This window comes from Streptomyces wuyuanensis (assembly GCF_900103455.1).
Lineage (GTDB): Bacteria > Actinomycetota > Actinomycetes > Streptomycetales > Streptomycetaceae > Streptomyces > Streptomyces wuyuanensis.
Window position 1 is genome coordinate 1 of sequence record NZ_FNHI01000037.1, and the last position, 19,184, is coordinate 19,184.

At 67.2% G+C, this 19,184-nt stretch carries 18 protein-coding genes; 9 read left to right on the forward strand and 9 right to left on the reverse strand.

The annotated features are described in order from the left end of the window. The 3 genes from BLT82_RS35095 to BLT82_RS35105 all read left to right on the forward strand — a co-directional run. Positions 1 to 266: transposase (locus BLT82_RS35095; protein ID WP_208868028.1), on the forward strand; the 266-nt coding region annotated here is incomplete at its 5' end. Between the two features lie 182 nt (positions 267 to 448). Then, positions 449 to 1,117, forward strand: coding sequence for an HAD family hydrolase (locus BLT82_RS35100; RefSeq protein ID WP_093662320.1), 669 nt, complete (start codon positions 449 to 451; stop codon positions 1,115 to 1,117). Continuing rightward, complete coding sequence (locus tag BLT82_RS35105; protein WP_093662323.1) at positions 1,114 to 1,986, forward strand: NAD(P)-dependent oxidoreductase; 873 nt, start codon at positions 1,114 to 1,116, stop codon at positions 1,984 to 1,986. Before BLT82_RS35100 ends, BLT82_RS35105 begins: the two co-directional genes overlap by 4 nt. Here BLT82_RS35105 and BLT82_RS35110 read toward each other — a convergent pair. Together BLT82_RS35110 and BLT82_RS35115 are read right to left on the reverse strand one after the other, a co-directional pair. Further along, positions 1,970 to 2,521, reverse strand: coding sequence for a guanylate kinase (locus tag BLT82_RS35110; RefSeq protein ID WP_093662325.1), 552 nt, complete (start codon positions 2,519 to 2,521; stop codon positions 1,970 to 1,972). The genes BLT82_RS35105 and BLT82_RS35110 overlap by 17 nt on opposite strands. After that, positions 2,521 to 3,570 (reverse strand): AAA family ATPase, encoded by a 1,050-nt coding sequence (locus tag BLT82_RS35115; protein ID WP_093662327.1) that lies wholly within the window; start codon positions 3,568 to 3,570, stop codon positions 2,521 to 2,523. The genes BLT82_RS35110 and BLT82_RS35115 overlap by 1 nt, the downstream gene beginning before the upstream one ends. Before the next feature lie 534 nt (positions 3,571 to 4,104). Between BLT82_RS35115 and BLT82_RS37505 the strand changes: the two genes are divergently transcribed. The 3 genes from BLT82_RS37505 (at position 4,105) to BLT82_RS35125 (ending at position 6,351) form a co-directional block, all read left to right on the forward strand. After that, positions 4,105 to 4,272, forward strand: coding sequence for a hypothetical protein (locus tag BLT82_RS37505; RefSeq protein WP_167746185.1), 168 nt, complete (start codon positions 4,105 to 4,107; stop codon positions 4,270 to 4,272). 88 nt (positions 4,273 to 4,360) lie between these two features. Further along, the gene (locus tag BLT82_RS35120; protein WP_093662329.1) at positions 4,361 to 5,557 is read left to right on the forward strand and encodes a JmjC domain-containing protein; all 1,197 of its coding nucleotides are present in this window, start codon (positions 4,361 to 4,363) and stop codon (positions 5,555 to 5,557) included. Then, a complete protein-coding gene (locus BLT82_RS35125) occupies positions 5,491 to 6,351 on the forward strand; it encodes an aldo/keto reductase (protein WP_093662330.1) in 861 nt (286 codons plus the stop codon). The genes BLT82_RS35120 and BLT82_RS35125 overlap by 67 nt, the downstream gene beginning before the upstream one ends. On the opposite strand, the gene BLT82_RS35130 is transcribed toward BLT82_RS35125, so the two are convergent. The 6 genes from BLT82_RS35130 to BLT82_RS35155 all read right to left on the reverse strand — a co-directional run bounded on the left by BLT82_RS35130 (position 6,339) and on the right by BLT82_RS35155 (position 14,426). Then, a complete protein-coding gene (locus BLT82_RS35130) occupies positions 6,339 to 7,187 on the reverse strand; it encodes a hypothetical protein (protein ID WP_093662332.1) in 849 nt (282 codons plus the stop codon). The genes BLT82_RS35125 and BLT82_RS35130 overlap by 13 nt on opposite strands. 165 nt (positions 7,188 to 7,352) lie before the next feature. Beyond that, positions 7,353 to 9,101 (reverse strand): UvrD-helicase domain-containing protein, encoded by a 1,749-nt coding sequence (locus BLT82_RS35135; protein ID WP_167746186.1) that lies wholly within the window; start codon positions 9,099 to 9,101, stop codon positions 7,353 to 7,355. Further along, positions 9,098 to 11,017, reverse strand: coding sequence for an ATP-dependent nuclease (locus BLT82_RS35140; RefSeq protein WP_342029438.1), 1,920 nt, complete (start codon positions 11,015 to 11,017; stop codon positions 9,098 to 9,100). Before BLT82_RS35140 ends, BLT82_RS35135 begins: the two co-directional genes overlap by 4 nt. 58 nt (positions 11,018 to 11,075) lie before the next feature. Next, positions 11,076 to 12,938 carry a hypothetical protein gene (locus BLT82_RS35145; protein ID WP_093662338.1) on the reverse strand — a complete coding sequence of 621 codons (1,863 nt, stop codon included), beginning with the start codon at positions 12,936 to 12,938 and terminating at the stop codon, positions 11,076 to 11,078. Beyond that, positions 12,931 to 13,407, reverse strand: a complete 477-nt coding sequence (locus BLT82_RS35150; protein WP_093662340.1) for an ABC-three component system middle component 2 — start codon at positions 13,405 to 13,407, stop codon at positions 12,931 to 12,933. Before BLT82_RS35150 ends, BLT82_RS35145 begins: the two co-directional genes overlap by 8 nt. After that, the gene (locus BLT82_RS35155) at positions 13,404 to 14,426 is read right to left on the reverse strand and encodes an ABC-three component system protein (protein ID WP_244529913.1); all 1,023 of its coding nucleotides are present in this window, start codon (positions 14,424 to 14,426) and stop codon (positions 13,404 to 13,406) included. Before BLT82_RS35155 ends, BLT82_RS35150 begins: the two co-directional genes overlap by 4 nt. A gap of 433 nt (positions 14,427 to 14,859) precedes the next feature. Between BLT82_RS35155 and BLT82_RS35160 the strand changes: the two genes are divergently transcribed. Both BLT82_RS35160 and BLT82_RS35165 read left to right on the forward strand, forming a co-directional pair. Further along, positions 14,860 to 15,288 carry a hypothetical protein gene (locus tag BLT82_RS35160; RefSeq protein ID WP_244529914.1) on the forward strand — a complete coding sequence of 143 codons (429 nt, stop codon included), beginning with the start codon at positions 14,860 to 14,862 and terminating at the stop codon, positions 15,286 to 15,288. Positions 15,289 to 15,365: 77 nt separating this feature from the next. After that, positions 15,366 to 17,777, forward strand: a complete 2,412-nt coding sequence (locus BLT82_RS35165; protein ID WP_208868130.1) for a DEAD/DEAH box helicase — start codon at positions 15,366 to 15,368, stop codon at positions 17,775 to 17,777. A gap of 185 nt (positions 17,778 to 17,962) precedes the next feature. Here BLT82_RS35165 and BLT82_RS35170 read toward each other — a convergent pair whose 3' ends face one another. Next, the gene (locus tag BLT82_RS35170) at positions 17,963 to 18,850 is read right to left on the reverse strand and encodes a helix-turn-helix domain-containing protein (protein WP_093662348.1); all 888 of its coding nucleotides are present in this window, start codon (positions 18,848 to 18,850) and stop codon (positions 17,963 to 17,965) included. A gap of 138 nt (positions 18,851 to 18,988) precedes the next feature. Between BLT82_RS35170 and BLT82_RS37510 the strand changes: the two genes are divergently transcribed. Then, positions 18,989 to 19,165: a hypothetical protein gene (locus tag BLT82_RS37510; protein ID WP_167746188.1), complete on the forward strand. Its 177-nt coding sequence runs from the start codon at positions 18,989 to 18,991 to the stop codon at positions 19,163 to 19,165. Positions 19,166 to 19,184 lie beyond the last annotated feature (19 nt).

The window sequence follows — 19,184 nt, forward strand, 5'->3', positions numbered from 1 at the left end:
TCCCGCGTGAGATCTGGCGACAGATCTGGTCGAACAACCCGCAGGAGCGGCTGAACAAGGAGATCCGCCGCCGCACAGACGTGGTCGGCATCTTCCCCGACCGCACCGCCGTCATCCGGCTGGTCGGGGCGGTCCTGGCCGAGCAGAACGACGAGTGGACCGAAGCCCGCCGCTACATGGGCCGCGACCTGCTGGCCAAGGCCCGACTCCACCCGATCGAGTCAGAAAACAACGACACCCTCCTGCCCACCGAACTCACCGCATAGCCTCAAAACGAGATCGCCGAGTGGCCGTCGATACACCACTCCAACGGACGTGACCCGCCGCTCCCTGACCATTCGCCGTCACTCGACGTATGCGCTCACGGAAGTTGAGCCAGCGCCAAATCTCGTGAACAAGGCCACCTGGCTCTGCTCACTGCCGTTTCGCCTCGGCGTAAGATCGGTGCGTGCGGCCTGTGGTGCTTTTCGACCTGGACGACACTTTGGTGGATCGGCAGCTTGCGCTGGCCCGCTGGGTCGCGTCGTTCCGAGGCAGCTTCGGCCTCGGCCAGGAAGACGAGTCCTGGTTGGCGAATCTGCTTGCCGAGCGGGCTGTTCCCGAGCACTTCGAGGCGGTCCGGGCACGGTTTCGACTGAGCGAGCCGGCCGATGTCTTGTGGGGCCGGTACTGCACGGGCATGGCTGCTGCGGTCTGCTGTCCGCCCGACGTGCTGGCGGGCCTTGAGGAGTTGAGGGCCGTCGGATGGCGGATCGGGGTCGCGACGAACGGTGCGGCGGATATCCAGTGGGCCAAGCTGCGTGCCACCGGAATCGCGGACCGTGCGGATGCGGTGTGCGTCTCGGAAGAGGTGGGGGCACGCAAGCCGGATCCTGCTCTGTTCTTTGAAGCGGTACGGCGCTGCGGCGGTCTTCGCGACGGCGACCAGGCGTGGATGGTCGGCGACGGCGCGGTGAACGACATCGGTGGCGGGCAAGCAGCTGGGCTGCGCACCGTGTGGGTCGACCGCGGCGCCACGTGGCCGGAGACGCTGTCCGAGCCGGACCATCAGGTCCCCGACGCCCGCACCGCCATCGAGCTGCTGAAGTCACTCGGACCGAGGAAAAGCGAAACATGAAGCCGACGACCGGCACGACCGTGGGAGTTCTGCATCCGGGCAGCATGGGGGCCGCGGTGGCGGCTCAGCTGCGTCGCGCGGGGAGTCAGGTGCTGTGGGACCCCATTGGTCGCAGCTCGGCCACCGTCCGGCGCGCGCGTGAGGCTGGGCTGGCGGCGGTCGACGGTATGGCGGAGCTGGTCGCCCGCTGCGATGTGGTGATCTCTCTCTGCCCGCCGGCAGCTGCCGAGGACCTCGCCAGGGAGGTCGCCGGCCACCATCCGGCGGGTATCGTCTACGTCGAGGCGAACGCCGTCTCTCCCCAGTGCGTCCGGCGCATCGCGCACGCCCTGCCGGGCACCGTCGTCGTCGATGCCGCCGTGGTCGGCTCACCGCCTGTCGGAGGCAAGCAGCCACGCCTGTATACGTCCGGCCCGCCCCAGGCCATCGATCGCCTGAACGAGCTCTTCGCCGGGACCGACGTACGGGTCCATCCACTGGGCGAGGAGATCGGCAAGGCATCCGCTCTCAAGCTCGCCTACACCAGCTACCAGAAGGCCTCCCGCGTCCTTGCGGCCCTTGCCTACGGAGCAGCGGAAGCCTACGGCGTTGCCGACGAGCTCCTGGACATCGCCGGGCAGCGTTCGGGCAGCTACCTCGCCGAACCGGGCTACATCCCCAAGACCGCCGCCCGCGCCTGGCGCTGGGCCCCGGAGATGGAAGAGGCAGCAGAGCTCGTCGCCGACGCCGGCCTGCCGGACGACCTGCTGCGCGCCACGGCCGCTGTCCTTTCCCGCTGGGAGGACGCGCGCGACGCCGACCTCAGCATCGAGGAGGCGCTCGGCCGGCTCCGGGACCGACGTGGCGGGACGGTTATCCCGCCGCGGTGACCAGGGCGTGGATCCGCTCGGCTGCCACCTCGGGGGAGACGTCGTCGGTGTGCACGAGGAGGTCCCAGTCCATGCCCGGGTTGTCCGCGACGTCGCGCTCAGTGGCGTCCCAGGCGGCGAGCCGCGCGGTCGTGTCCGCGTCGCCTCGCCCGAGGGAGCGCTCCTCGGTGGTTTCACGCGGGCACCACAGCAGCACCCGCCACCACCGGGCGGGGAAGCCGTCGGCTACCGCACGGACCCCGGTGATCTGACCGAGATGGACCACCGGTACCAGACCGTCGGAGGTGGCGTCCCGCAGGCCCGGCTGGTCCACGACGTACGTGTTGCCGTACCGGTCGTTGCGGTAGACGACCTCGCCGCGCTCTTCCAGCTCCCGCAGTCGCTTTTGTGATGCCATCCGGTACCCGTGGGTGCGGCCGGTGCCGATCTTCAGCCGGGTGAAGAGGACGTACCGCCGGTCCAGATCCGTGAGGAGCGAGGTGATGGTGTCCTTGCCTGACGCGGGTGGCCCGTAGAGGAGGATTCCCTGCTCCATCAGAACACCGTCCCGAAGACCTGGCGGACCTGATCCGTGAGCGATATCGCGGCACCGAGACGGTTGTCGACGACCAGGTGGGGCACAACCGGCCGCAGTTCCGGGTCGATGCCGGCCACATAGTCCTCCCAGTGCTGGAGCTTCCACGAGTCGCGTGCGGCGGACCGGAAGCTCACGTATTCGTGCATCGTCTCGACGTCGCACTGGATCCAGATCGGTGAGACCGACACTCCGCGGGCCTCGCACCGGTTGACCAGCCGTTGCAGCCAGCGCTCGTCCGTGAGCTCGGCGACGAAGGGCGCGGTGACCACCGTGCTGATCGCGCAGTCGACGTTTGCGTACGCGGCCTCGAGCAGGCACTGGTACTCGAGCGGCCGTACCTGTTCCCGGTACAGCTCGGTGTGGCGGTCGTTCGGGTCGCTGCCGAGGGCAGTGAGCAGCCGCTCCACCAGCGGCCGTGTGAGCGGGTCCTTGTCGAGGACCGGCCAGCCGGTGAGCTGGGAGAGGAACCGCGCGAACTCGGACTTGCCGCTGCCGGCGTAGCCGCCGACCAGGACCAGAGTGGGGCGGTTCGGATCCCCGCCCGTGTGCCGACGCTTCCAGGCGTCCAGGATGCGCTGGTGCAGCATCTTGCTGTCGGCCTCCTCGGTGCCCGGCTTGATCTGCAGCAACGCGCGCTCGACAGCAAGGAGATGCGTTCCGTTGCGCGGCTCGGCATCCGAGCCACTGGACGGGGTGAACCGAATCTGCGTCTTCTCACCCGGCAGGCTGTGGCGGAAGCCGAGTTCGGGCTCGGTGGCCCGGTAGAGCAGGCAGTACGCACGCCGGTAGTGCGGACCCGGATAGACCTCGCCCTGCTCGTGCTGCCACAAGGTCTGGAAGTTCGCCGCGGGAACGGCCACCCCTGCTGCCCTCGCCACCTCACGCAGCCGCTCTCCGGCCCCTTCCAGGGTCAGCCCGTGGGCCTCCCGCTGTTCCCGGAGCCTCTCCGGCCGCCAGCCCGCGCGGACCTTACCCACGTCTCCTACCGCCCGTCCCACCCTCGTCATGATCTCGAGCGTAAGTCTGCCCTTCATGAACGCGTGTGAAAGCGGATGTTGAAAAGGCGCGCGACCGAACGGCTAACAGACCGGCTAACAGAACGTGATACCAGGCGGCCTTCCCCGGCGATGTGATGGTTCAGCACGGCCACCCGGTCCCGGATCCCAAGCGTCAACAGGCCTCCTGCACGGGTGTCTCAGCGACGTGCCGTACGAGAAGGGAGAACCTCACGCGATGGCTCTCGTCGAAAAGGATTCGGGGCACCTCGGCTCCGCGTCAGCACGGCCACGAAGCTGATGGGCCGCCGTGTTCGCGCTCCCGGGGCAATGGGCTGACCGCTCTGGTGCCGCAGCGCACGACGAGGCGCCCTGCCGCACCCAGCAACTGCACCAGCTGTCCAGGCGCTGGGCCTCTGGCCCGGGCAGCCGTGGATCGCACAGCGACGAGCCCGGGGCTCCTCAAACCGCCCAGGCACGCGCCCTGAATCTATACGCCTTCCCGTCCCAGACCGGACGGGAGAACCGAAGAGAAGGGAGCACGACGTGGCGCAAGACACCACGCCGCAACCGCCCCAGAACAGTCTGCTGTTCGCGGTGGAAGAGCTGGCCGCAGTCCACGACCGGTACGACAGCCTGCGGTCCGACAACGCAGGCAGCTCCGGCGACGCACCGTGGCCGGGCGGCGACGGCAACCTGAACGACATCGAGTAACCCCCAGACGGCTGGGGGCCCGCGCACTCCTGCGTGGCCCCCGGCTCGCCGCCTGTATCGCATAGTCGCATCCATGAGGAGGGCTGTGGTGGAACACCGCTTGATCAGCGCTATCGAAACGGCGCTTGGCTGGAACGGACCCAGCAAATTGGGAAGGGGCTTCGTCCGGGGCAGGGTAGACGATCCCGCACTCTTCACCCGCATCCTGACCCCGAACCGCCTCCTCGACATCGCCATGCGCAGGAGCCTGAACCGCCCGCAGTTCCGGTGCTTCCGCAACGGAGAGGAAGTCCACCCGGCCATCTACTACAACGACAGCGTCAGCCCCCGGGGCCAGAGCATCCCCATGGTCAACATGCACCGCCTCGGCGACCTCCTGCGCGACGGCGCGACGCTCATCATGGACCAGGTCAATGTCTTCGACCCGACCATGGAAGTAGCCTGCCGCGCCCTGCAGTGGTGGGCACACGAGCGCGTCCAGGTCAACGCCTACCTGACGACCAATGACGCCGCCGGCTTCCCTCTCCACTGGGACGACCACGACGTCCTGATCGTCCAGCTCGCCGGCGAAAAGGAATGGGAAGTACGCGGCACCTCAAGGAACGTCCCCATGTACCGGGACGCCGACCCCAACAACTCACCAAGCGACGACATCCTGTGGGCAGGCACCATGACCCCCGGCGACGTCATGCACATTCCCCGCGGCCACTGGCACCAGGCCACCCGCACCGGCAGCGGCACGGGGAAGAGCCTGCACGTCACCTTCGGGATTACCAAGCGCACCGGGGCAAGCTGGCTGACCTGGCTGGCCGACTGGTCCCGGGAACACGAGATCTTCCGCCACGACCTGGACCGCCGCGACAGCACCGACGTACAGGCCCTGACCGACGCCGCTGCCCGCCTCATCGGCGAACGACCCCCAGCCGGCTACCTGGCCGCCTACGAGCGGGAGACGACCCCCAGCCGACACGTGCCCTACGTGGACACCCTCGGAGCACTTGACGCCGCGGTGTGCACCACGCACTTCCCTCCCCAGATCGAAGAGAACAGCGCGACCGTCGACATCGTGACCTCCGGGAAGAAGCTCACCTTCGCAGCCGAGACCCTGCCCGCGCTACGCCTGCTGCTGAGCGGCCAGCCCGTCCACCTCAATCAGGCCACCGCCATAGCCGGCGCCGAAGCGACCAAAGTTGCCGAGATCCTGGTGGAGGAAGAGATATGCGCACCGCTGACCCCCGAATTGTCCTCGGGCTACACCGGTCTCGTCACCAACGCCACCTTTTGACCGGCGCCTTGGACCTCGGCATCCACGCGCTCGACACCAGCTTCAACTACCACGGCTTCACGTCCCACAAGACACTTGCCCAGATCGGCAGCGACCTCCTCCCGCACTTCACCGTGTCGACGAAGGTCGGCTACTTCCCCGGGCCGAACCGGGCAGAACACTCACTCGAGCCCACCAGGCTTCGCTCCGCCCTGGAACAGACGAACCGCGACCTCGGACGCCCGCCCGATCTCGTGTTCCTGCACAACCCGGAACACTCGCTACGCGTGCCTGACCACCGCCCCGGGGACATGCTGGCGCAGGCGTGCGCCACCCTGGCAGAAGCCGCCGCGAACGGAATGTGCAAGGCGTGGGGTATCGCGTCCTGGGATCCGTCGCGCCTGCCCGGCCTGATCGACAAGAGCATGCCCACGCCGTCCGTGCTCATGGTGCGCGCCGGACTGCTGGTGGGAATCAGCACCCTGGAAGCCGCCGGTGCAGCTGCTGACGCATGGGGCCTGAACTCACAGGCACGGTGGGGGATGAGCCCATTCGGAGGCAACGCGAGAAACCCGGTGTGGGGCAGGACCGATCCGCGACTCTTCCTGAAGCCTGCAGACTCTGAGCCCTCCACCGCGCAGGCAGCCTTCCGCACCGCCTACAGCCTTCCCCGCGTCAGCACCATCGCCGTCGGCTCCGACGACCCCGCACACCTCAGCGAACTGCTCGACGCCCTGGACCTGCCCCTCAACGCGCACGCTGTCGACGCGTACCGGAAGCTCCTGCGAGACCGCCAGCCCTCTCAGCTTGCCTGAAGTTCCGCCACGATCAGCTCAGCCATCCGCCGCGCCGGGTCCAGTCGGGGATCCTCCGGATGGGCATACGGGCCGAGGATCTTGGCACAGACGAACAAGGTCATCAGCTTGCCGTCCCGGCTTTCGAAGTCGTGGCGCCGCTCCTGGCGCACACGGTCGGCAAGCGTCGGGACGGCAAGCGAGCTCCCCCACAAGGACGCCGAGTCCAAGCCCCGAGGGGCGTTCCCCCAGTCCTCCCAGTCGAAGAGACAGAACTCAGGAGAGGTCATGTTCGCCCAGTTCAGATCTGCGTGCGCCGGCACCCAGCGCTGAACGGTGGTATCGAAGTCTCCGGGGAAGGCACTGAGAATGGTCTCGGTGACGACGGCCTGCGTAATGGTGATCGTGTCCGGGGTGGCGATCCGCCTGGTGCGCTGCGTAGTGAGAGCATCGAGCGATGAGTTGAGGGACTTCCACCACGTATCGGGCAACTGCGGATTCGCAGCGAGAATGCTCGTGCCGATCGGCTCAGCGGGCAGAAGAGCTGTTTCGTCCGCTCGCCACATCACCTGACCATCTGCGTCCTGCCACACGACGCACTCGCGCCATTCGGGCAGAGCCACGCCATCCAGTAATGCGGTCGCCTCAGTACCGTTCCACCCCTGCCCGTGGATCCGATCGATGCTGCGCCGCTCGATCCGTACCCAGGTATCACGATCCGTAGGTGCCCCGACCGTGCGACGCTTGCGGATGACCGCGTCCCGGTCCAACGCCACTTGGAGTGATCTTTCGACGCGCTCCAGTACCGCCTCGACGGGTTCGACGCGAAGATCAACCGAAGCGGTCTGAGAAGACATCTTGGACTCCTTCAGGCTGAAGCGACCGTAGGAGTAGAGGTTAGGCCCCCACGGACCGCCGCCGCAGTACGTGTCTCAGCAGTGAGACGTCCAGGCCGGCTTGGGGCGCGGAGGGCCAAAGTCCTGCGGGGCACGCAGTTGAGCAGAGAGCCGGTCGGCCATCAGCTACACGATCCTGACGGGCACTTCGTACTGGGTCAGCATCTGGGCCATGTCTTCGGCTTCCTCCTCAGGCACAGCGAGGGTGGCAAGGCGGCGGGCACGGGTGATGGCGACGTACCAGACGCGAAGCAGCTCGTCGGCCGACGGATCGCCTTGGGCCCAACGTTGCACGTTGCCGTCGTCCGGCAGTATCAGCATTATGGCGTCGGCTTCGTCACCCTTGAGCTGGTGGACGATGTTGGTGCGCACGCCGGTGGCCTTGGCCTGTCGGGCCACGACAGGCGCCCCGGCCAGGCGTCCCTTTGTGTGCTGCGGAGTGACACCCGAGGGTGCGGGCCATGCCTTCATTGCCTGCCACACGTCGGTGGCCCACTCCTTGTGGGGCGGGGGGAGACTGTGGAGGAACGTGAATGCGGTGCGGTTGGCCTGCTGCAGGGATATCCCATGCGCGGCACAAAGCCTCTCCGCACTTCCAACCTCTCCCGGGAACCAGTACCCGAACAGCACACGTACGGCGACGGCACAGGCCCGGGTGAGCTCGGCGCTCGTGGCCCCCTCGGTATGGGCCACGGTGCGCGCCCAGGCGAGGCTGGTGATCTGGTTGGTGTTCTGCTTCTCGCGTGTGATCCCGGGCAGCGTGGCGTATTTGTAGGCGGTCACCAGGCAGTCCACGGCCTCTATGTCGTACTGCTGAGCGACGTCACGGAACGCCTTGACGACGCCGTTACTGGTCGAGGCGTGCCGGTGGTTGCTGCCCGTGCCCGCGAACCGTGTCGGCAGGACGACGACAGGGATGTCGTCTTCCCGGAGGACGGCTGTGTCCGGTGGCCGATGGCCGGCACGCAGGGTGCTGGCCAGACGGCAGATGACGGGAGAGCTACGCCAGTTGCCAGTCAACGGCACCGGGGCGGACGTCAGTTTGGTGGCGAGGCGCTGCAAGGCTGCTGGCTGTGCTCCGCGCCAAGCGTAGATGGCCTGGTCGGGGTCTCCGACCAGAACGAGTGGTAGCCCGGCGTCATGCAGCATCTCAAGTATCGCCAGGTCGGCGCCAGAGCAGTCCTGTGCCTCATCCACGACTACTTCCGCGAACCGGGAGAGCAACTGCGGTAGCAGTTTTGCCGCCCGTCCTGGACGGCGCAGGTTCCACAGAGCCAGGTATCGAGCCTCGTGCCCGGTGAAGTACCCCAGCTTGCACCATGAATCACGGGTCTTCAGGGCAGCCGCCTCCCACTCCCCGCGGTCGTATTCGCTCTTCTCGAGCAGCCGCTTGGTGTCTCGGTCGACGTTGTTCCAGGCGACCCCTTGCCGGACCGGTTCGACAGCCGGGTCCAGGACCATGGGGAAACGGTGCAGGGAGATCTCTCTGTCCATGCCCTGCACAGGTGCTTTGACGTTGGACCAGGACTCCAGCAGCCGGGGCACCGGCTGCGTCGCGCGCAGCGGCTTGACCAGAAACTCCCACAGGTACGAATCCAGAGTGCCGACGAAGTGGGGAGCATGCAGCAGATCGCTGCGCCCTGCCTGGCGGCAGCGCTGTGCCATCTGGTCGCGTGCCACCCGCGTGAACGAAATCAGGGCCCGTCCTTGCCGCAGCAGCCGCGTCGGCGACTGCAGATGCCGCAGGGTGATCACGTGCGTCTTCCCAGCCCCTGGACAGGCCGGCACATAGGCTGGTGCCAGCGCCTGCACGGCGAGCCGCTGTTGTGCTTCAGCCGCGATCTGTATGTCATCCGCTGTCTCGTCCGGTATCACGATGCACCGTCCGGTACCGTGATGAACTGAATTGCGTCTGCCAGGTAGGACGGCACCGTGAAGGGGAGGGGCCGATCACCCAGCACATCGGCCAGCTCCTGGGCGAAGAGCCCCTTGGATATCGGAGTGCCTCCGATCGGCTCGCCATCGTGGCCGCGGACGGTCCTGGATTCCTTGGGGATGAACAGCTCTCCGAAGGCAACTGCGGGATCAGTTGCCTTCAGGACTAGTTCCCAGCGGTCTTTGGACTGGGGGGCGCATCGTAGAAACGCCGCCTGCAGTGCCTGCTCGTTTGACGAGGACCACAGGGCTGGCTCCAAGGTCCGTGGTGCGGCGGCCACGTGTAGCTTCCCGGGCGACGACCATGTGGTGTGCAGGTCACGCAGCTTTGTGATCCTCTCTGGTTCCGGCTCGTCGGGGGCGACGTCGGTGTCGGTGATCAGGGCGACTCGGCGCCCGAGGCACACCTGGTCGATAGGGTTCATCAGAACCCGTAGATACACCTCGAACCCGACACCGTCCACGATCACCCGGGTCGTTCCGAAGAATCGCTCGAGCGCTTCAAAAGCGGCTCGTTTTGCGGTGTCATCTGCGCCAGGGGCTGCAGTGAGTACACGCTCCGCGAGCGCGGGGAGCAGCAGCAGTTCGGATATGCCTTCTACGAGGATGGCTCGGGAGGAGAACAGCAGCGCGCTCTTGGTCGCGTCCAGGTAGCGGTCCAGGTGCTGTACTTGGCGCCGGGTAAGTCCCAGCTGCGGTACGGGAAGGGGGCGCGTCTGCCAGCTACCAGAGGTCTCGGCCGGGCAGCGGGCCATGATGACCACGTCCTCGACACTGGCCGCGGCCGACAGAACGGGGGAGTGGGTGGTCACCAGCACCTGCAGGTGACCCGCCGGCTCCATCGGGTCCTTCGGCACCCTTCGCCGGGACTCGCGAGCACGGCGTTGCAGATAGCGCAGCAGCAGCGTCTGCAGCTGCGGGTGCAGGTGAGCCTCAGGCTCCTCCACCAGCAGCACAGTCAGATCAGACTCCGCGGCGGCGTCCAGTTCCGCCATCACGGTGGCGATGAACAACGTGTTGGCGTAGCCCAGTCCGGAGGCGGACAGCGGGAACGGCGCGGCCCCGAAATCGCCTAGGAGAACACGCAGCGACCGTGCGATTGACGCAAACGTAGGCTCAGCAAGCGTCAGTTCACTGTGCTGTGGATGCGTTCCCGCAGTCAGATCCTTCAAAGGGCCGTTGATCTGCTTACTCACCGCCGTGACGTACTCATCCGCGGCGACCTTCTTCAGCTCTGCCCCGATGCGTTCGACAAACGCCTCGACCTGCTGCTCGTCACCCAGCAGCCCGCGCAGGATCAGCCGCACCCGGTCCCCGCCCGCCGATGCCAGCTCCCGCTCCGCATCACGCAGCGCCGGCAGATACACATGCCGTACTCCACCCCGCGCAGGCGGCTCGCCTGTCACCGGATGCCCCGCCCCCTGTGCCCAGGCCGTGCTGCCGCGGCGCCCGTTTCCCTGAGGGGAGGCGTAGGACACCTGCCATCGCGCCGTCCGACCGTCAGAGCCGTCGGTGTGAACCATTGCTTCCAGATAGGCACCGCTCTGCTCCGGGCTGATGCCGGACACCTCAAGCTGAAGGGTCGGACCGCCCAGGTGGGCAGCGGCCTTCAAGATGTCCGACTCCTCGAAGTACCGTGACCGGCGCCCGTCCAGCGGATCGGTGAGCAGGCGCAGCGCATCGACCACGGTGGTCTTGCCCGCATTGTTCTCGCCCACGAGAACCGTTACCTCCGGACGCAGAGGTATTCGCACCTCCTCACACGACCGGAACCTCTCTATGAGCACCTCGGATACGTACACGCCCCGCCCCTTCCGGAACAGCGCAGACCAAGCGCGCCGCTCTCCCCACTTCACTGCCAAACACCGCCAGTACAGGCTCTGGCCCCCGCCCGCCCGGACGAGACGATCCGACTCAGTTCTCGCCCACGTCGCCGCCCGGAGCCGCTGCCCCTACTGGGAAGAAGCCGAAGCGGTGGTCGTGGGGGTCGCGGCTGAACATGTACACCTGTGCGCCCTGCACGATGTCGGCGGGCGGGTCGCTGTTTTCTACGATGATTGCCTGGCCGGTGAAGCGGTGGAACAGGTCGCGGTAGAAGTAGTCGCTGACGCTGTCGGGCAGGTTCTCGTCGTCGGTGCGCCGCGCGGCGCCGGGCTGCCGGTAGGTGACCATGGGGGAGTCGAGGATGACGAACCCGGGGTGGGGGTGTTCCTTGTCCAGGCAGTAGTCAGTCAATGAGACGGCGAACGCGGCATGCAGGACCGCGCGCATGCCCTTGCCATGGCCAGCACGGGCACGGTCGCCCACGAACAACTCCGCGGCGTACTGGTCGTAGGACACGCTGTGCAGACGGACCTGCCAGGCCTCCAGAGTCCGCTCGATGGCGCGGTCGAACGCGGCGACGGTGCCGGCTGGGATACTGCCCGTTGGGCGCCCGCCTGGGACAGCCCCGTCAGCGACCAGCCCGGCACGGACTTCTTCGAGTTCCTGGATCCGCTGGTGCAGTCCGAGTTCCTTCTCGATGCGGGAACGGGCCGTCATCGCTTCCGCGGCCTGATTCTCCACGGGGCGCAGTTCTTCCTCGATGCGTGCGATCTCGAGGTCCACCTGGTCGCTCTGTGCCACGCTTTGCTCTCGCTGCCCGGCGAGCTCCTCGCGCTGTATCCGCAGATCGTCGATGGTCAGGTGCAGGTCGGACAGCAGGTGATGGGTCTTGGTGTTCTCGGCCGTGACCGCCGCGTGCAGGGCGGTCGTCTCCTGCAGATCGTGCCCCGCCGTCTGATGCACGGGGTCCGCACCGCAGAAGACGCACGCCCCCGTGCGGAAATACCCCAGCAGGCCGCCTGCCTCACTGACCATCGCCAGGCGGGCGAGGTCGGACTCGTACTGGCTCCGCAGCAGCCCGAAACGTCCGAGCAGATCGTCGATCTCCGCCAGACGCTGGTCGTACTGGCCGAGCGTGACGGCAAGCCCCGCCCTTCGGGCCACTGCCTCTGCGTGACGTGAGGTGATCTCACGCAGCGACAACGCGATCGTGTCCTGGTGCCCGAGCAGCCGTCGCAGCTGCTCCGCCAGTTCACCCTCGTTGCCGCCCTGCGGGTCGAGCTGGCGCTGCACATCGAGAACCAGCTGGTCTAGCAGCCCGATCTTGCCCTTCTGTAGCCGCCGCTGGGACGCATTGGGCCGGGCATCGGCCGCCGGCTCGCCCCGGCCGGTCAGGAGCAGCTTCAGCACCGACTTGTGGGCCGTCTGCCCGCTGGTGCCGGTGGAACGCAGGACCGGCGATACCTTGGACACCATCCGCGTCTCGCTGACCAGACACAGGTGCAGCAGATCGCGAAACCCCAGCAGCTTGGTGCCACCGGTGTCGTTCGTCGCGATCAGGGCACCCTCGAGCCCGAGCCTGTCCAGGAGATAGCGGGAGAGGTTGTTCGAGCCCCTGGTACTCACGCTCAGCTCGAAGTCCGGCGCCCTGTAGACCAGGTCCCGCACGTCAGCGTTGAAGACGCCGACCCGGCTCGACTGAGGGCCGCGGACGAGGGTGATGACGCTGCCGTCGGGAAGCTCCAGACCGAGAAGGATCTGTGAATACCCCTCGGCCTCGGGGATGAGGCTGAGCTTACGCGCCCCCAGCATGTAGTCGATCGCTTCAGTGACGAACGACTTGCCGGTGTCCGAGGCGCCGTAGATAACGGTCAGCCTCGGGTCGAACACGACCTGTGCCTTCTCCCGGTCGGCGCCGGCGAAGGTCAGGTGCAGAAGCCGGATGCTAGGCATGGTCACTTCCCGGGGCAGGCAGTTGAGAATCGAAATTGCGGGCCCACCGGTCAGTGATGGCCCTCGTCGCAGCGCGGACATCCAGCTGCGGCGTCGACTGGGCGGCGATCACCCATGCCGCTCTGTCCTTCAGCGCGCCGACATAGGGCGCTTCGAGGATGTCGACGAACCCAGGACCTTCCTCGCTCGCCCGGTACAGCAGGCCGTCCGCGGTGGGCTCCACGTCGGCGAGCCCGGCCCGAATCAGCACGATCAGGCCTTGCTCGATCAACTGCCGCCTCATCGCAAGCTCACCCGGTCCGGCAGGCAGTGAGGGATGAAGGCTGGGCGGTCCGTCCAGCTCACCGCTGTGCAGCATGACGTGATCCAGATACACCAGCCGGGCCACGTCCAACGGCTCGGGAAACGCCGCCGTGAGCAGGACGAGGGTGCGCATGCCGACCTCGAGAGGACTGTTCAAGGGATTCACAGCTTCTCCTGGACCCACGTGAGCCGGTCGTCATTGGCGAGCTGGTGGCAGATGCCTTTACGGTCGTCCGGATCCACCACCTGCAGGAGCACGTTGGTTCCCAACTGCATGGTCCTGGCGGCAGCGAGCACTGCCTTGAGCCGGTCATACCCGGTGTCGAAGTCGTCCTCTTCGACTTCCGCGACACCGCTGTACACGGCGTTCTGCAAGGACTCGAACGTGCCTGGAGGGACGCTGTCACGAGCGAAGATGCGCAGCTGCTCGGCGCGGTAGAAGGCCTCTCGCTGTCTTTGAAGATTCCGGCCCGCTTTCGGGTGCGCGTGTGCCGCGTCGGGTGAAGTAGGAGGGCATCCCCACTTCTCGTAGTAGACGTCGAGGAGCTGCTGGATATAGCGGGCTTCCTCGGGCGCGTGCTCGGCGGGTGCCGGAAGGCGGGCCGGCCTGTCAGGCAGAGGGGAACCGAACCGTCTGACGTGGTGGGGGGTCGTGGCATGCTGCTTGAGGATCTTGTCGAGGTTGCCAGCCTCGAACCGTGAGAAGTCCGACTGACGGGCGAGGTCCAGAGCCCGATCCAGAGGGCCCTCGCTGTACTCCTGAGTGAGTTTCGCCGCGTTCTTCTCTGCCCACTCGAAGAAGCCTGCTCGGAGAGTCGACGGCTTCGCCAGGAGCTGGATGAACGAGGCGCCGACCTTCGGGGCGACGAAGACATACCGCTCGGGCAGCACCCGGTACTGCCGTTCAGCGATTGCGGAGTGAATCTTGAGGATCTCCGGGTACGCGGTAGCAGCGCCGATCGCCTTGTCGTAGTGCTTGCACTGGAAGCAGTGCCAGGGGCCGTCGGTCTTCCTCTGGGTCAGGAAGGCAGCGATGTCCGCGCCACGATCATTGGATCCCCCCATGCGTACCACGTCCACGTACTCGGCCTCCTTGAGCGCAATCACCCACTCGTAGATGAACTCCTCCCAGTCATCGGCCGAGTGGTGCACCAGGATCTGCTTGGGCGTCAGCGTGGGTGGCATGGCCATCATGGGGGAGACCACTGTCACTGGGGTCTGCGACGGTTTCGGCAGCTCGGAAAACAGAGGCTCAGTGTGGAACGCGGAAGACCGCTCCGACGTGCTCATTGACCCCCCGGTCGCGCATGAAACGGAACCCCAACCCCCGAAGTTCCTACCATCCGTCTCTACACCACGGATAGACGAAGTTCAGCCAGCAACAACCGGCAATGTCGCTTTCGCGCCTGCTTCGCCTGCTATCGGCGGCTCCGGGCAGGGTTCTTCTACATACGTCCTGTCCCCAGGCCCCCCAGTACTGTCAGTGCTCGTTCTTATGATCACTGGTATGTCTGATGCTTTCACCGTTCTGTGGACTCATGACACGTGTCGTGCCCTGCGCACGGCGGGCCGTGTGGGGAAGCGGCCGCCGGTTGCCTTCTCCGGTGTTCACCAGTCCTTGCCTACTTGGTCGGGCGCCCGCGCCGGTGACGAGGTGTACGCGTTGCACGTCAACCGGTGCGAGGTGTTCGTGGTGTCCCGGATGCGGGTGATCGACATGGATCGCGGCGACTGCTGTGGCACGGCCCCGACGTCGTGGCGTGACCCATCGTTCCCCGGGCACGACGACTGGTCGATGCTCGGCGCCAGCGGCTGTGGCGCCACCGCGGTCCATGTGGACGCCACACCCGTACGCTTCGACATCCCGATCTCGGGCGAACAGTTGCCAGCGCTCACCTGGCGCAACGCCCGAGGCAAGACCCGCAATCTCAAGTACGTAGTGGACGGCCGCCTGGAGCGCTCGGTCAGCCTCCAGGGCTTCTACCGCCTGACCCCCGAGTCCGCACACGCACTGGCCGGTCTCGTCACGGTCGCGGCGCACAGCTGAATGCACCGGCAGCCGGAACAGCCGCGCCTTTCCCTACACACCTCTCCAGCCGGGGCCGGTGCGGGATGATGGCGGGCATGGTCACCTCGGTCGAGCCCGCCATCCCTCGCCCTGCCGGCCGCCCTGTGCTGCGTCCGGATCAGGGGCAGGGTCTGCGGGCTGTGGTGCGGCATCTGCGCCGTCCGAACGCCCGAGCCTTGTATGTGGCGGCGACGGGGACGGGTAAGACGCTGGTGTCGATTAGGGCTGCGGATGAGCTCGGTGCCCGTCTGGTTCTGGTGGTCGTGCCGACGCTGGATCTGGCCACGCAGACCGCGCTCGCATGGCGCCGTGACGGGCATCTGGAGCACATGGTGGTCGTGTCCTCGATGGACGCCGCCGCACACGGCCTGCTTGCCGCCCGCAGGGTCGGTTCCACCAGCAGCCCCCAGGCGCTGGCCGCGCTCATGTCGGTGGTGGGGGAGGGGGAAGACCAGCTCCCGGCCCTGACGGTAATTTCCACCTATGACTCGCTCGACAAGATCGAGGCGACGCAGCACACCCGCTACACCGTGCCACCCTTCGATCTCGCGATCATGGACGAGGCCCACCGCATCGCCGGCCGGGCGGACAAGAAGTGGGCCGTGATCAACGACGCGGCCCGGATCCATGCCGAGCGCCGTCTCTACATGACCGCCACCCCGCGCAGTTTCGCCGCCCCCGACCTCACCGACTCCGCCTCGACCACCCGCCGCCAGCCCCGCCCCGTGACCGAGTCCGCCGTGGATACCGCGGCAAACAGCATGGACAACGAGGCCGTCTACGGAAAAAAGGTGTTCGAGTACCCCCTGGCACAGGCCATCGCTGACGGCGTGGCCGCGGATTACCGCATCGTGGTCCCCGCCGTCACCGACACCGAGCTCCGCGCCCGCCTCAACCTCCCCGCCCCCGGCACGCCCGCAGCCGGCACAGGTCCCGACGACGCGCTGCGCACCACCGCACTCCACCTCGCCGTCCTGAACGCCATGACCAAGCACTCCATGCGCCGGGTCCTGGTCTTCTTCCACCTCGTCGAAGACTCCATCCGCTTCACCCGCGAACTGCCCCACACCCTGCGCCGCCTCCGCAAAGCCGACCCCGACTGCTTCCCCGGCCTCGCCCCCGACGTCTTCCACGTCCACGGCGATCACACCGCCGAACAGCGCACCGACATCTTCGCCCGCTTCGCCGCCTCACCCCGCGCGATCCTCACCAACGCCAAAGTGATCGCCGAAGGAATCGACATCCCCAGCGTCGACGCCGTCGTCTTCGCCGACCCCACCAGCAGCATCACCCGCTGCGTCCAAGGCCTCGGCCGAGCCCTGCGCCTAGACGTCTCCGGCAAGACCGCCAGCCTCATCGTCCCCGTCTACATCCCGCCCAGCGACGACCCCGAGAACATCCTCGGCACCCCCTACGAACCCGTCTGGGCCATCACCACCGCCCTGGCCAGCCACGACCACCGCATCCTCGAACGCCTCCCCAACAAAGCCAACCGCCTCACCACCGAGACCAGCCGCCTCATCCAGCACCGCTGGCACTTCGACTACACGATCCACCCCGAACGCATCGCCCGCGCCATGGACCTCATCGCCTTCAACCCCCGCGGCGCCCTCAACCGCACCCGTCGTGAAGGCCTCGCCTCCGCCCAGGCGTTCCACGACACCTACGGTCACCTCGACGTCCCCGCAGACCACACCGACCCGGCCGGCTTCGAACTCGGCCGCTTCATCACCACCATGCGCGACGCCGCAACCGCCGGCCGCCTCGAACCCGACTGGACCGCCGAACTCGACGCGCTCGGCATGATCTGGGACAAGCACGCCGCCGCCTGGCGCGCCCGCCTAACAGCCACCGCGGACTACCACCACGCGCACGGCCACCTGGCCGCCCCCGCCACCACCGCCCTCGGCGGCTGGCTCGCCGAACAACGCTCCCTCGCCACACGCGGCCGCCTCGACACCGCCCGCGCCGCCGACCTGGCGGCCATCGATGCCGACTGGCAGCTCCCGTACGGCCCGGACTGGCACCGCAAATACCACCTGGTACGCCGCCACGTGGAGACCGGCCAGCCCCTCACCCCCGACACCCACGCTGGCACCATCAATCTCGGCAGCTGGGCCGCCCGCCAGCTCACCGCCTGGAGCACCCTCGACCCCTGCCAGCACCGCCTCCTGGCCGCCCTGGACCTCACCCCCGCCACCAGCGATCTCACACCCCGCCCCACAACGCGGCGCACCTTCGCCCAGACCGTTCAGATCCTCGAACTCTTCCTCCACCGCGAACGCCGCGCCCCCACTGCCCGCGAGACGATCACCGTCGACGGCGACACCGTCAAGATCGGCCCCTGGTTCGCCAAGACCCGCACCAAGATGCGGGCCGGTCAGATCAAAGCCGAGCAGGCGCAGCTCGTCGCCGCCCTCTTCGACGGCGACTGGACGGATGAGAACCCCGTCCCCGCCTTCGGCTGACCCCTGGGGCGAGTGCTGAGACCGCGGGCCGACCGGCAGCTCGTCCGGGATCGTGCTGTACGCGCCGCAGCTACTCCGAGTCCGCTGGGTACGGTGCGAACAGGCGGCGGCTGACCAGGGAACGAAACTCCCGCAACGCTACGTCCGCCGCTGCGATCGCCCTCTGGTACCGCGGCCGCATGGCCTCAAGGAGCTCCCCCTCTTGCAAATGCACCCAGAAGAAGCCGCCCCCCCATACGGTCAACCTTCGTCATCGCCTCCCGGGCCCGCTCCTCCGCAGCGTGTACATGCGCGTTGATAGCCCCGTCAGCCCATCGGACCGCGAGCGCGACCTGGTCGAGGGCTGCTCGATCTTCAGCGTCGAGCATATGGATCGCGGCGCAGCAGGCCGCAGACTGCGGTAGCAAAATGAGAAGGAGACGGACCTCCCGGGCGGCCTTCAACACGTCGGCCATCACGTCCTGCGGCCCGGTGCGGCAAAGCGCGTTGAGCGCGTCCTCGACGTCCGGCCAGGACTCCGGCAACCCCACCCGGGCTTCATAGGCTTCCCGGGCGTCACTCAGGACACCGGTGACGGCCCTGTCGAAGACATCCACGACCTCCCGCTGTGCCTGGAAGCGCTCAGCCGCTACGGCAGCGCGTTCGGCGGCCTCGGCTGCCGAGACTCCTGCCCGCACGGCTGGTCGGCCAGCAGTTCCAGACGCATCGAGTGACAAATCTGATCGTTCCATCTGCCGCCGAGAACGAGGCTCCCGCCGACTTGCAGCCTCCCACACGCCTTGAATCTTTCGCCGGAGCTCCCGTTGCTCCCCCTCCTCCTGACGCAAGTGTCTGCCGGGTGCCTGTGCCATCGCGAGCGGGTAGAGAGAGTCCAGGATCGCGTTGAAGTTCACGCTGCTACCGGCAGAGACACCGTTGAGGATCGAGGAGATGGTGGTTTCCCCCACGCCCGACTTTCGGGAAAGGTCTGCCTGCCGCCACCCCCGCTCGGTCATAGCCGAGCGCAGCGTGGCGCCCAACTCCTGCTTGGCGGCCTCCTTAGGCGAAGCCCCGCCCCCCGCCGCCTTCGCCATCGAGACCCCCTTCGACTTCGTTCCTTCAGGTTTCTTCCGGTTTCTTCAGCCCTGAACCTACTGCGCCCTGCGCCGTGGCCTGATGGAGGTGCCCGGGCGGCGGACCGACCCGGACTCAACCCTGGAGGCACCTCAACCATGTCCACGCTGCCGACTCTGCTCACTGAGACCGCCGTCCTCGCTGCTCTTACCGGCGCCCTCTACACCGCCAGCGTGGCCTCGGTCGCGGCTGTCTCGGTTGTCTCGCGGAGCCCCGAGCGGCGCAGGGACGCCCGCGAGACGCTCAAGATCCTCCTGCGGCGACGGACGCGATGACCGCAGATGCGGACCGGAG

Coding starts and splice junctions, on each gene's coding strand:
- BLT82_RS35115 (WP_093662327.1), bottom strand. CDS start 3,570: ATGACGAGGGTGGGACGGGCGGTAGGAGACGTGGGTAAGGTCCGCGCG.
- BLT82_RS35155 (WP_244529913.1), bottom strand. CDS start 14,426: ATGCCACCCACGCTGACGCCCAAGCAGATCCTGGTGCACCACTCGGCC.
- BLT82_RS35165 (WP_208868130.1), top strand. CDS start 15,366: ATGGTCACCTCGGTCGAGCCCGCCATCCCTCGCCCTGCCGGCCGCCCT.
- BLT82_RS37510 (WP_167746188.1), top strand. CDS start 18,989: ATGTCCACGCTGCCGACTCTGCTCACTGAGACCGCCGTCCTCGCTGCT.
- BLT82_RS35110 (WP_093662325.1), bottom strand. CDS start 2,521: ATGGAGCAGGGAATCCTCCTCTACGGGCCACCCGCGTCAGGCAAGGAC.
- BLT82_RS35105 (WP_093662323.1), top strand. CDS start 1,114: ATGAAGCCGACGACCGGCACGACCGTGGGAGTTCTGCATCCGGGCAGC.
- BLT82_RS35170 (WP_093662348.1), bottom strand. CDS start 18,850: ATGGCGAAGGCGGCGGGGGGCGGGGCTTCGCCTAAGGAGGCCGCCAAG.
- BLT82_RS35145 (WP_093662338.1), bottom strand. CDS start 12,938: ATGCCTAGCATCCGGCTTCTGCACCTGACCTTCGCCGGCGCCGACCGG.
- BLT82_RS35130 (WP_093662332.1), bottom strand. CDS start 7,187: ATGTCTTCTCAGACCGCTTCGGTTGATCTTCGCGTCGAACCCGTCGAG.
- BLT82_RS35125 (WP_093662330.1), top strand. CDS start 5,491: ATGCGCACCGCTGACCCCCGAATTGTCCTCGGGCTACACCGGTCTCGT.